This window comes from Lysinibacillus telephonicus, assembly GCF_003966145.1.
GTDB classification, from domain to species: domain Bacteria; phylum Bacillota; class Bacilli; order Bacillales_A; family Planococcaceae; genus Ureibacillus; species Ureibacillus telephonicus.
In genome coordinates, this window is record NZ_RXNR01000097.1 from 1 (window position 1) to 11,646 (window position 11,646).

Genomic DNA, 11,646 nt, shown 5'->3' on the forward strand with positions numbered 1-11,646 from the left:
CTAGCGTTGTCACAATCGTCGGCGAATCATACCGATTAAAGCATTATTTAGCCCCGGAAAACGAGTAATTTTGTACATCCTTAAACGAGCAAAAATGTACATATTGGTGTTGACATTTATAACATTGTTTAAAATTGTACCTAAATGTAATCAATGTGATAAAGAAATTAAAGGTAATGATGTGGTATTTGTAAAAATGCGTTATCCAGAAGGAAAGGGTATGACTGAAATTAAAGCCTATTTGCAAAATGAAGGAAAATTAATTTGCGAAGATTGCTTTAATAGTAAGGCTAACTAATTATTATTGAATTATCGGACGCTTTCTTAGTATAAGAAAAGTGCTGTTTTGATTAAAGTGCCAAAATAAAAAGATTTTTTGTAGTGATGTAGAGTGGATTGGTAAAGGGGGATATACAGATGAAAAATATTTTTAATCAATTGCATTTAGAGGAAATTTTAAACCGTATCGACAAACTAAGCCCTAATTCAAAATATCAATGGGGTAAAATGGATGTTGCCCAAATGCTAGCACATTGTTCATCCTTTCAAGACATTGCAATGGGATACTCTTTTCCAGAGAGAGGTTGGTTAGGAATATTAATAGGAAACTTTGTGAAACCGATTTTTTATAATGACAAGCCACTAGCCAAAAATATGTCCACAATTCCGACCATTTTGATTGTAGATGAAAAAGAATTTGAAACAGAGAAGGAAAAACTGAAACAAAAAATTATAACCTTCCAAAATAATGGTCCAGAGAAGTGTACGACTCATCCCCATCCTTTTTTCGGTAAACTTACTTCCGCGCAATGGGGAAAAGGAATATACAAGCACCTTGACCATCATTTAAAACAGTTTGGAGTTTAGTTTGTTTTTAGAAATATAAATAAAAGTTGACCAAAGAGAAAAGTAACGAAATACCTTAACTTAGAAATAAATAATTACTTTATTGTTAAAAAAAATTCTTTCCTCAACTTAAGAATCCTTTATCTTACATAATGATCTGCTATAATAGGGCGCTATCTTTGACTAAGAGAAGCGTTTATTTCCATTTAATGGCCACTTTTTGAACGAAAGCTTTAAAGTTGGCTGGATAATTATGTTAAAGTGTAGATGGGTTTATGAAGTATTGTATTAGAGGTGAATAAATGATCAATTTTGAAGATATTTTGCATAAAAGACTTGTTCTTTCTAGGCCGTTAAGTAAAAATGAAGCAGAAAAATTGAACCTGACAAATACATATTTCGGAGATGAAGAAGAAAACTCCCTTCCAAAACAATGGTTTTGTAGTATTGATATAGAGGATTGGAAAGATGTAGAAATATTTGTACAAGGAAATATGGAAAAGCCAAATGAAAAATTTATTGAAATGGCGGGTAAAATACTCGACAATTTCCAGCAACATCTTAGCCGTGCATTAAAGTATTTAAAGGAATTCTTTCCTACTCAAGAAGTAGAGAATTATGATTTATCTGCAATATCATTTGGAAAGTTGATTAATTTTGATGACTATTTATTTAAAGGCTTTACGATTGCTTTTATTTATGGAGATTATCCTTACGCATTTCAGTTTAAAGTAAAATTCAAAGAAAATGGATGGCCTATTGGTTTTGAGGGTGGACCGCTTTAAGAAGGACAGAATAGATTGTTTCGCTTTATTATTCCACGATCGAGCGCAATGGTTAAGGGCTATTGATTCCCCCTTAATTCCAAAGTAATAATAAAATAGATTTTTTAACCGATTTAAAAATTCACATTATAAAGTTAAAACCTATTTATGGGATAATATATCGAAATTTCCAAAGTAAATCATCTAAAATGGATGCTTTTTTTAGCGGATGAGAAAGATAAGTTAATTGGAATTATAAGAAAAGATATTAACTCGGCCTAATTTGGTCGAGTTGTGTTTATGAAATTCTTATTAAACTATTTACCGTTGAATTTAGTTTTTGAGGTGTTTTTAGTCAAACTTTATTCCAAGGCTACAAATCCTAATCAATTCTGCAAACAGATGCCGGACAATTTTCGCAGCATATTTCATTTTTTAAATAAGGTAAATCTAATACTGTAATGTATCCTTTATCAAAAGAAATAATTTTTTGCTTTTTTAAATCATTTAACATACGATTAATCATTTCTCGACTAGTTGAGCAGAGATTTGCTATATCTGTATTTGTCAAACTGTAATTAATAAACACCTTTTTTTCATCAATTACTTCACCATAAGTATTTGATAATCGAATTAGTGTTGAGTATAATGCACCCTTTTTTCCGTGTAAAATTAAGTCGCGCAATAAGCTTTGATTTTTAAGATTTTCATTTTGTAGCCATCTTAAATAATCAATCATTAGTGAAGGCTGTTGAGTCAACATCATTTCAAGGGAATCCTTGCTAATTGTAAGAAGTTCAGTTTGAACGATTGCTTTTGCAGATGTTGAATGCATTGTTAATGGACTAAATAAAGTACATTCTCCAATAATATTTTTTTTTCCACAAATTCGAAAAGTTAGTTCTTTTCCACTTTCAGTTTCTTTACTAATTTGTACTGAGCCGTTTTTAATTAAAAAAATATCGCCGGCACTTTCACCCTCTTGAAAGATACGACTGCCTTTATCAACTTTCAGTAATAAGCCATGTTCCTCAAATAACCGATAAAAATCTACAGGTAATGAATTTATCAATGTCATCGTCTCATCACATCCTTTAAATAGTGAAAACTAATGCAATTTTTAAGGATAATTAAATAAAATTCAAAAATATGTATCCAAATATAGAATAGCATAACTCTTTAAAATAACGAAAAAACTTTATAGTGATAATTTTTGCATTTACTTTTTAAACAGCTTATAATCAAAATAGTCAAAAAAGGTCAAAGTGTAATTTCCATTTTGAAAGGGTGTTAAAGGATGCAATTTCAGCAGCAAGATAATCGTAGTCCATTAGAGCAATTTGGTCGCAATTTAATTGAACAAGTAAAAAATGGCAAAATGGATCCTGTTATTGGTCGTGATGAAGAAATTCGAAATGTAATTCGTATCCTATCAAGAAAAACGAAAAACAACCCTATTTTAATTGGTGAGCCTGGTGTAGGTAAGACTGCAATTGTTGAAGGGTTAGCACAAAGAATTGTTCGAAAAGATGTACCAGAAGGGTTGAAGGATTGTATCCTATATGAGCTTGATATGAGTGCTTTAATTGCAGGAGCAAGCTATCGTGGACAATTTGAAGAACGTTTAAAAGGTGTATTAAAAGAAGTAAAGGACTCGGACGGTCGTATAATATTGTTTATCGATGAAATTCATACGATTGTTGGGGCGGGAAAAACTGACGGAGCAATGGATGCAGGAAATATGCTAAAACCAATGCTTGCCCGTGGTGAATTGCACTGTATTGGTGCTACTACTTTAGATGAATATCGTATGTATATTGAAAAGGATCCGGCTCTTGAACGACGCTTCCAACAGGTCATGGTACGGGAACCTTCTATAGAAGATACGGTATCCATTTTACGAGGATTGAAAGAGCGCTTTGAATTGCATCATGGAGTTCGTATTCATGACCGCGCAAATTTGGCGGCAGCAGAGCTTTCAAATCGTTACATTACGGACAGATTTTTACCTGATAAAGCAATTGATTTGATCGATGAAGCATGTGCTATGATTCGTACAGAAATTGATTCAATGCCGCAAGAACTAGATGCGGTTACTCGTCGTGTTATGCAATTAGAAATTGAAGAACAGGCTTTAACTAAAGAAAAGGATGAAGCTAGCAAGAAACGTTTAGATGTGCTACGTTCAGAATTAGCAACTTTAAAGCAAGCTGCTGAAGATATGCGCAAAAAATGGGAGCAAGAAAAACAAAGCTTGCAGACAATCCAGAAAAAACGAGAACAGTTGGATCGCTACCGTCGAGACTTAGAAGAAGCTGAAAGTAAATATGACCTAAATAAAGCGGCGGAGCTTCGTCATGGTAAAATTCCTGCATTGGAGAAAGAATTGGCAAGTCTTGAAGAAGAATTAAAGAAAGAATCAGAAGCAAGAATTTTACGAGAAGAAGTAACTGCTGAGGAAATTGCAGCGATTGTTTCAAGATGGACAGGAATCCCTGTTACAAAGCTTGTTGAAGGTGAACGTGAAAAATTGCTGCGTTTAAAGGATACTCTTCATGAAAGGGTCGTTGGACAAGACATGGCAGTAAATCTTGTAACAGAAGCTGTTTGGCGTGCACGTTCTGGAATAAACGATCCAAATCGGCCAATCGGTTCATTTATATTCCTAGGTCCAACCGGTGTAGGTAAAACAGAGCTTGCAAAAGCGCTTGCTGCACAACTTTTTGATTCGGAGGAACATTTTATTCGCATCGATATGAGCGAATATATGGAAAAGCATAGTGTTTCACGCCTTGTAGGAGCCCCACCAGGATATATCGGTTATGAAGAGGGTGGACAATTAACAGAGGCTGTTCGCAGAAATCCATATTCAGTCGTATTATTGGATGAAATTGAAAAAGCACATCCAGATGTCGCAAATATATTATTGCAAATTTTAGATGATGGTCGAATTACGGACAGTCAAGGTCGTTTAGTGAACTTTACGAATACGGTTATTATTATGACATCAAATATTGGTTCGCATTACTTATTAGAGGCAAATGAGAATGAATCTGTAGAACAATTAGTGATGGCTGAGCTAAGAGGGCATTTTAAACCAGAATTGTTAAACCGAGTTGATGATATTATTATATTCCATGCATTAACTTCCGAACACTTTAATGCAATTGCTTGGAAATATGTACAACAATTGCAACAGCGTCTTGCTGAACAAGAGATTGAGTTAAAGGTAAAAGATAATGTTATTTCATGGATAGTAGAAAATGGGATTGATCCACAGTTTGGTGCAAGGCCTTTAAAACGCTTTATTCAACGCTATGTTGAAACAGCAGTTGCAAAAGAGCTGTTAAAAGGTCAAGTGCTACCAGGTGATTCATTGCAAGTAATTATGGAAGATGGAGAATTAGTTGTTTCGAAATAGAGTTTTTATAGCAGCGGAAAGATTTATATAAAATGATCTAGATTTATTTAAGAAAAGTATAATTAATTGTCATTCTCGAATGAGCCTGTTGTACATAGTTTGTACAGCTACAAGAAAGCGAGATTGACAAAATTATTATAATCTTCATACTACGATTCCAGCTTCATTGGAGGCTGGAATTTTTGTTTTAATCATTCATCTATTATAAAAATAAAAAAGCACTTCGCCTATTCTGAAGTGCTTTGGTAGTTAAATATTAATGATGCTCTGCGTCTGGTGTAGGCTCGTTTGGAATAATTGCACTAATAATAAATACTAAGACAGTAAAAATCACTGAAATAATAGCGCCAGTTGCAAAGTTAAAATCAGCATCTAAAACTGAGCTAACTACATAGTTTAACATTGTAACTAATAGGAAAGACCATACTAAAGTCATTAAATATTGCATTAATTTCACCTCTACTGAACGTTTTTCAATAGTATACCTATATTCATCTTACTTATCATAACATAGGACTATAAAAAAGGACAATAAACTTTTAGAACAATTCATGAATTAAAGGTTGAGGAAAGAAAATTTATGAGCTATAATTATGACCAAGTACTAAATGTTAGTCTTAAAGATTGGGGGATTCAAAATGAATGCAGGGATTATTGGGTTAGGGAAATACGTTCCCGAAAAAATAGTTACGAATTTTGATTTAGAACAAATTTTAGATACAAATGATGAATGGATTAGAACAAGAACAGGAATCCAAGAAAGAAGAATTGCTGGAGATGATGAAAATACATCTAAACTTGCTTTAGAAGCTGCCAAGAAAGCTCTTGAAGATGCGAATATTACAGCTGATCAAATCGGCTTAATATTAGTTGCAACTGTAACTCCAGATCAATCATTTCCTAGTGTTGCATGTCAGCTGCAAGAATATTTAGGTGCAGTTAATGCTTCAGCAATGGACGTTTCAGCAGCTTGTTCTGGCTTTATTTATGGATTAGCAACGGCTAAACAATTTGTTGAAAGTAAAAGCTATCAATATGTATTAGTAGTAGGCGCAGAAAAATTATCAAAAATTACTGATTGGACAGACAGAAATACGGCAGTATTATTTGGTGATGGTGCTTGTGCAGCTGTGGTCGGAGAAGTAAGTGATGGTCGAGGCATTTTAGCATTTGAATTAGGTGCTGATGGTACAGGTGGGAAACATCTATTTTTAAATGAACGTGATGCGATATCAATGAATGGCCGAGAAGTATTTAAATTTGCAGTAAGACAAATGGGAGAATCTGCAGTATCTGTATTAGAAAAAGCAGGGTTATCCAAGGAAGATGTTGACTTTTTAATCCCACATCAAGCGAATATCCGCATTATGGAAGCATCCAGAGAACGTTTAGAACTGCCAGAAGAAAAACTATCTAAAAGAATCCATAAATATGGAAATACATCATCGGCATCAATTGGAATTGCATTAAAAGATGAATTAGACGATGGTAATATTAAAGATGATGATATAATAGTATTAGTTGGTTTTGGCGGTGGTTTAACATGGGGAGCAGCTGTCATTAAATGGGGTAAATAATGGAATTGTAAAATCATTTATAGTAACTTAAAAATAGTTTATAACCTAAGGGGGATAAAGAATACTATGAAGAGAAGAGTAGTGATTACAGGTATTGGAGCTGTTACACCTCTAGGGAATACAGCAGAAGAAACGTGGCAAGCGTTAATCGCTGGTAAATCAGGTGTAGGCCCATTAACAAGATTAGACACTGAAAAATTCCCTGCAAAAGTAGCAGCGGAAGTTAAAGATTTTGATATTGAACAATACGTTGAAAAAAAAGAAGCAAGAAAAATGGACCGTTTCACTCATTATGCACTTGCTTCATCAATTATGGCAGTAAAAGATGCTAATTTAACAATTACAGACGATATTGCACATAAAGTTGGTGTTTGGATTGGATCTGGTATTGGTGGTATGGAAACGTTTGAAAATCAATTTGAAATGTTCCAGCAACGAGGTGTACGTCGAGTAAGCCCATTCTTCGTACCAATGATGATTCCAAATATGGCTTCTGGTCAAGTTTCAATACACTTAGGTGCAAAGGGCATTAATTCTTGTTCAGTAACTGCTTGTGCATCAGGTACAAACTCGATTGGTGATGCATTTAAAGTTATTCAACGCGGTGATGCAGACGTGATGATAACTGGCGGTGCTGAGGCTCCTATTGTTAACATGGCAGTTGCTGGTTTCTGCTCAAGTACAGCATTATCACTAAACCCTGATCCAGAAACTGCTTCTCGTCCGTTTGATGCAAATCGCGATGGATTCGTTATCGCAGAAGGAGCAGGAGTTCTAGTACTTGAAGACTATGAATTTGCGAAAGCTCGCGGTGCCAAAATTTATGCAGAAATTGTTGGCTATGGTTCAACAGGGGATGCTCATCATATTACAGCGCCTGCTCCAAATGGAGAGGGAGCTGCCCGCGCAATTCAACAAGCAATAGATGATGGTGGAATTGATCCAACACAAGTTGGATATATTAACGCACACGGAACAAGTACGCCATATAACGATTTATTCGAGACAATGGCTGTTAAATCAGTATTTGGTGAGCATGCTTATAAATTAGCAATGAGCTCAACAAAATCAATGACAGGACATTTATTGGGGGCAGCTGGCGGTGTAGAGGCAATCTTTACTGCTCTTGCCTTAAAAGAAGGTATTTTACCTCCAACAATTAACTTAACAACTCCAGATCCTGAATGTGATTTAGATTATGTTCCAAACAAAGCGCGACAACAATATGTTGAATATGCAATGAGTAATTCATTAGGCTTTGGTGGACATAATGCAAGTTTATTATTAAGAAAAATAGATTAAGTTCAATAATAGAAAATAGAACTTTGTCGATAACAAAAATGCCTTTAGCGAAAAGCTAAAGGCATTTTTATATGGCAAAATGAATATTAACTTAATAAAGGAAGGTGGACATGTTTCGTTTTATTCTTTTTTTATTTAACTATGGCATTTGTGTTATGTCTTTTGGCAATCTTTTACTATATTTAAATTATAGAACACTCGGTTATTCATGGTCTGCTGTTTGGGCATTCATACTTGGAACTTATGAATTATACTTAGGGATCGGGTCGTTAATTGTATTATTTATTTTAATTTTCGACCTAATCCCATCGCGCTCTCCATTCTGCTAATCGTTTTAGAAGCGATTGCATTTGCTTTTTGGGCGCCTTCATCTAAAATTTTGTCTAGTTCATCTGAGTTAATTAATTCATTGAATCTTTCCTGTATAGGGGATAGGTGCTCGATTAGACTTGTTGCTACACCCTCTTTAAATGCACCATAGCCCAAGCCTTCATATTTTTTAACAAGTGTTTCGATATCGATGCCTGTTACAGCGGACTCGATTGTTAATAAGTTTGAAACACCTGGCTTATTTTCTTCATCAAAAGCTACATAACCATCAGAATCCGTAACAGCGGATTTAATTTTCTTTTCAATTTGTTTTGGTGTATCTAAGAATCGAATTGTTGCCTTAGTATTTGGATCAGATTTACTCATTTTCTTAGTTGGTTCTTGTAATGATTTAATACGTGCGCCTGCTTTTGGCAATTGAATTTCAGGAATAACAAATACTTCTCCATAACGTTTATTAAATCGTTCTGCAAGATCACGTGTTAATTCGATATGCTGCTTTTGATCATCACCAACTGGTACAATGTTTGTATTATATAAAAGGATATCGCCAGCCATTAATGGTGGGTACGTTAAAAGACCTGCTGTTACAGATTCTTTTCCTTCAGATTTGTCTTTAAATTGTGTCATACGTTCTAATTCACCAATTGTTGCAACACATTGTAACATCCATCCTGCTTGTGCGTGCGCCGGTACTTCAGATTGAATGAATAGAGTTGCTTTATTTGGATCAATTCCTGTAGCTAAATATGTTGCAGCGAGTGTACGAATGTTTTGCTGTAATTCTTTCGGATCTTGTGGAACAGTAATTGCGTGTTGGTCAACAATACAATATATTGCATTGCCTTCATCTTGAAGTAAAGGAAATTGCATAAATGCTCCGATATAATTTCCCAATGTAATAACTCCTGTTGGTTGAACTCCTGAAAAGATAGTTTTCATAAAAAATCCTCCTATATGAAAAATCAATTTAGTTTGGCAAAGCAGGCGAGTGCTTTTTACCACCAAATAAAAAACATCATGCGTCCATACGATTAACGTATAGGGACGAATGATGTTGAATCCGCGGTACCACCCAGCTTGTCGAAAAAAGTTCGACCACTTGATCTTCGTAACGTGAAGTGTACGAGCTTTACTACTAAGGTTCATAAAGCCAACTCGAAAGTCCATTCCATTTGTTCCGTCTTCTGTTTGCACCAACCACAGATTCTCTATACACGGAAATCAAATGTACTACTCTTTGTCATAGTTTTTCCAATTTGTTTAAAAATTATATAAAAAAACAGGTATAAAAGCAAATGATATTTTCTTTCTAAAATTGGAATGAAAAAGTATGAGTTTGGCTAACATTGTATTAATAAAAAATATTTTAACAAAATAATTTTCTGTAAAAAAGCGTTGCAATTAACAGAAAGTTATGATTATTTCTCGATTAATGTCGACTAATTGAGAATGGGATAAGTAGTGTAAGAATTTTTTTAGGATATGTTTGAACTTGGAATATAGAGGGAATATAAATTATAGCTATAGCCATTGATAATGAAAATGTCTGTATTATAGAGAATATTTGTTCACAAAAAATATTATCTGTTGCATCTTTTTTATTGGTAGACTATATCCAAATGGGAAAGAATGATGTATAATAAAAACATAATCTTAAATTAAATTAATTCTAAATTAATAAGAGCTTGAAAATAGATTAAACCACTAAGAAAGGAAGTGTAATAATGATTGTAACATTATTTACCTCTCCAAGCTGTACATCATGTAGAAAAGCTAAAGCATGGTTAGAAGAACATGACATTCCATATAGAGAACGCAATATTTTTTCAGAGCCTTTAACAATTAGTGAAATTAAAGAAATATTGCGAATGACTGAAGATGGTACGGATGAAATTATCTCAACACGTTCTAAAATTTTCCAAAAATTAAATGTAGATGTTGAAAGCCTTCCTTTACAACAACTATATGAATTAATTCAAGAATATCCTGGCTTGTTGCGTCGCCCTATTATTTTAGACGAAAAACGATTACAAGTTGGATATAATGAAGATGAGATTCGTCGATTCTTGCCAAGAAAAGTAAGAGCATTCCAATTGCTTGAAGCTCAACGAATGGTAAATTAGGAATTAGAGAAACGTCGATAAAATCCATTTTAGTTGGATTTTATCGATTTTTGTTTTATTTTATTAGTACAGATAAGATAATTTGCAGGGAATACATTCGAATAAAAATCACATATAATTATTAAATCTTTTCAAAATTTTACACTTGATTTCGAATGTATAGTCTACTACAATTTCAATATTCAAATTATTTTGTTTGGATGATGTTTTTCCCTTTTCATTTTATTTAGGTAATCATACAATAGAATTATAGAATAAAGCATATTAATATAAATAAATACTGTTTTGTTCTATATCGTTGTAATAATTTGAATTGCAAGACTAAAACTATGCAATCAAAACATACTAAGAACGCTTTCTTTGTTTTTCAACGAATGACTGTGAAGGGAGTTGAAGTCTAATGGACATCGAACGCGTAAACGAAAACACAATTAAGCTCTTTATTACTTATCGTGATATAGAGGATCGTGGCTATAGTCGCGAAGAAATTTGGTATAACAGAGCAAAAGGGGAAGAACTTTTCTGGGATATGATTGGCGAAATAAACACTGAAGATTACTTTGATTTAGATGGCCCAATTTGGATTCACGTGAACGCTTCTGAACATGGTCTAGAAGTCATTGTGACTCGTGCAAACCTTAATGCTGATGGAGAGTCCAACTCTTTGCTTTCGAGTTTTGAGGAACATCGAGAAGCTGCTCATAATAAATTAGACGAATCTATTTTTGATTCATTTGATGAAGAAGCAAATCAAGAACATCAAGGAATCACAAATATTTCAATTTATAAATTTAAAGACATTGATGAAATTATTCCTGTGGCAAATCGACTTGTTTCATACGGACTACACTCATCATTGTATAAATACGAAAAATATTATTATGCAGCGATAGATTTCTCGGATGTTGAAAAAGAAGAACGCTTAAATATTCGATCTATTATTAATGAATACTTAAACAGTTCTAAAATTACAATTTATCGTCTTCAAGAATATGGTGAAACAATCATGGCTGAAAATTGTTTCGAAACTGTTATCGAATACTTCGCATAATTTTGAGAGATGTCTTGTCCAAAGATGAGGCGTCTCTTTTTTTAATTAAAAAATCAAGTTTTTCGCTGATATCTTTTTTTAAAGGCAGTTGCTACAATATAAAAATTTTGGCTCTATAATATTTGTTGGGGTTTGAAAAAATTTCATAAATAAAAAAGCACGTAATCACCGATTTCTATATACTTGAATTGTCGAGAAACAAGCAATGAAAGGTGATACGTGCAAATGA

11 protein-coding genes and 1 other annotated feature are annotated in these 11,646 nt (G+C 33.6%); of the genes, 8 read left to right on the top strand and 3 right to left on the bottom strand.

The features are described from left to right. Positions 1–124 precede the first annotated feature (124 nt). The 3 genes from EKG35_RS19185 (at position 125) to EKG35_RS19195 (ending at position 1,631) form a co-directional block, all read left to right on the top strand. On the top strand, positions 125–298 hold the full coding sequence (locus EKG35_RS19185) for a Fe3+ hydroxamate ABC transporter substrate-binding protein (RefSeq protein ID WP_126296148.1): 174 nt from the start codon (positions 125–127) through the stop codon (positions 296–298). Between the two features lie 119 nt (positions 299–417). Continuing rightward, entirely contained in the window at positions 418–867 is a 450-nt protein-coding gene (locus tag EKG35_RS19190; protein WP_126296149.1) for a DUF1569 domain-containing protein, read from the top strand. Between the two features lie 281 nt (positions 868–1,148). After that, entirely contained in the window at positions 1,149–1,631 is a 483-nt protein-coding gene (locus tag EKG35_RS19195) for a hypothetical protein (protein ID WP_126296150.1), read from the top strand. A 361-nt stretch (positions 1,632–1,992) separates the two neighbouring features. On the opposite strand, the gene EKG35_RS19200 is transcribed toward EKG35_RS19195, so the two are convergent. Beyond that, entirely contained in the window at positions 1,993–2,688 is a 696-nt protein-coding gene (locus tag EKG35_RS19200; RefSeq protein ID WP_126296151.1) for a Crp/Fnr family transcriptional regulator, read from the bottom strand. Positions 2,689–2,907: 219 nt separating this feature from the next. Between EKG35_RS19200 and EKG35_RS19205 the strand changes: the two genes are divergently transcribed. Next, on the top strand, positions 2,908–5,031 hold the full coding sequence (locus EKG35_RS19205; protein ID WP_126296152.1) for an ATP-dependent Clp protease ATP-binding subunit: 2,124 nt from the start codon (positions 2,908–2,910) through the stop codon (positions 5,029–5,031). A 256-nt stretch (positions 5,032–5,287) separates the two neighbouring features. Here the strand turns inward: EKG35_RS19205 and EKG35_RS19210 are convergent, their stop codons facing one another. Further along, positions 5,288–5,479 (bottom strand): YjzD family protein, encoded by a 192-nt coding sequence (locus EKG35_RS19210; RefSeq protein ID WP_126296153.1) that lies wholly within the window; start codon positions 5,477–5,479, stop codon positions 5,288–5,290. A gap of 190 nt (positions 5,480–5,669) precedes the next feature. On the opposite strand from EKG35_RS19210, the gene EKG35_RS19215 reads away from it, so the two are divergent. Together EKG35_RS19215 and fabF are read left to right on the top strand one after the other, a co-directional pair. Then, entirely contained in the window at positions 5,670–6,608 is a 939-nt protein-coding gene (locus tag EKG35_RS19215) for a beta-ketoacyl-ACP synthase III (protein ID WP_126296154.1), read from the top strand. Positions 6,609–6,674: 66 nt separating this feature from the next. Then, the gene (fabF, locus tag EKG35_RS19220) at positions 6,675–7,910 is read left to right on the top strand and encodes a beta-ketoacyl-ACP synthase II (RefSeq protein ID WP_126296155.1); all 1,236 of its coding nucleotides are present in this window, start codon (positions 6,675–6,677) and stop codon (positions 7,908–7,910) included. 282 nt (positions 7,911–8,192) lie between these two features. On the opposite strand, the gene trpS is transcribed toward fabF, so the two are convergent. Next, positions 8,193–9,182: a tryptophan--tRNA ligase gene (trpS, locus tag EKG35_RS19230; protein WP_126296157.1), complete on the bottom strand. Its 990-nt coding sequence runs from the start codon at positions 9,180–9,182 to the stop codon at positions 8,193–8,195. 98 nt (positions 9,183–9,280) lie between these two features. Beyond that, positions 9,281–9,496, bottom strand: a binding site (T-box leader). 474 nt (positions 9,497–9,970) lie between these two features. On the opposite strand from trpS, the gene spxA reads away from it, so the two are divergent. After that, positions 9,971–10,366, top strand: a complete 396-nt coding sequence (spxA, locus tag EKG35_RS19235; RefSeq protein WP_185807827.1) for a transcriptional regulator SpxA — start codon at positions 9,971–9,973, stop codon at positions 10,364–10,366. 400 nt (positions 10,367–10,766) lie between these two features. After that, on the top strand, positions 10,767–11,417 hold the full coding sequence (gene mecA / locus EKG35_RS19240; RefSeq protein ID WP_126296159.1) for an adaptor protein MecA: 651 nt from the start codon (positions 10,767–10,769) through the stop codon (positions 11,415–11,417). Positions 11,418–11,646: the final 229 nt, after the last annotated feature.

Excerpts from the sequence above, each read along its gene's own strand:
- EKG35_RS19210 (WP_126296153.1), bottom strand. The coding sequence starts at position 5,479 with ATGCAATATTTAATGACTTTAGTATGGTCTTTCCTATTAGTTACAATG.
- EKG35_RS19195 (WP_126296150.1), top strand. The coding sequence starts at position 1,149 with ATGATCAATTTTGAAGATATTTTGCATAAAAGACTTGTTCTTTCTAGG.
- EKG35_RS19200 (WP_126296151.1), bottom strand. The coding sequence starts at position 2,688 with ATGACATTGATAAATTCATTACCTGTAGATTTTTATCGGTTATTTGAG.
- fabF (WP_126296155.1), top strand. The coding sequence starts at position 6,675 with ATGAAGAGAAGAGTAGTGATTACAGGTATTGGAGCTGTTACACCTCTA.
- mecA (WP_126296159.1), top strand. The coding sequence starts at position 10,767 with ATGGACATCGAACGCGTAAACGAAAACACAATTAAGCTCTTTATTACT.
- EKG35_RS19215 (WP_126296154.1), top strand. The coding sequence starts at position 5,670 with ATGAATGCAGGGATTATTGGGTTAGGGAAATACGTTCCCGAAAAAATA.
- EKG35_RS19205 (WP_126296152.1), top strand. The coding sequence starts at position 2,908 with ATGCAATTTCAGCAGCAAGATAATCGTAGTCCATTAGAGCAATTTGGT.
- trpS (WP_126296157.1), bottom strand. The coding sequence starts at position 9,182 with ATGAAAACTATCTTTTCAGGAGTTCAACCAACAGGAGTTATTACATTG.
- EKG35_RS19190 (WP_126296149.1), top strand. The coding sequence starts at position 418 with ATGAAAAATATTTTTAATCAATTGCATTTAGAGGAAATTTTAAACCGT.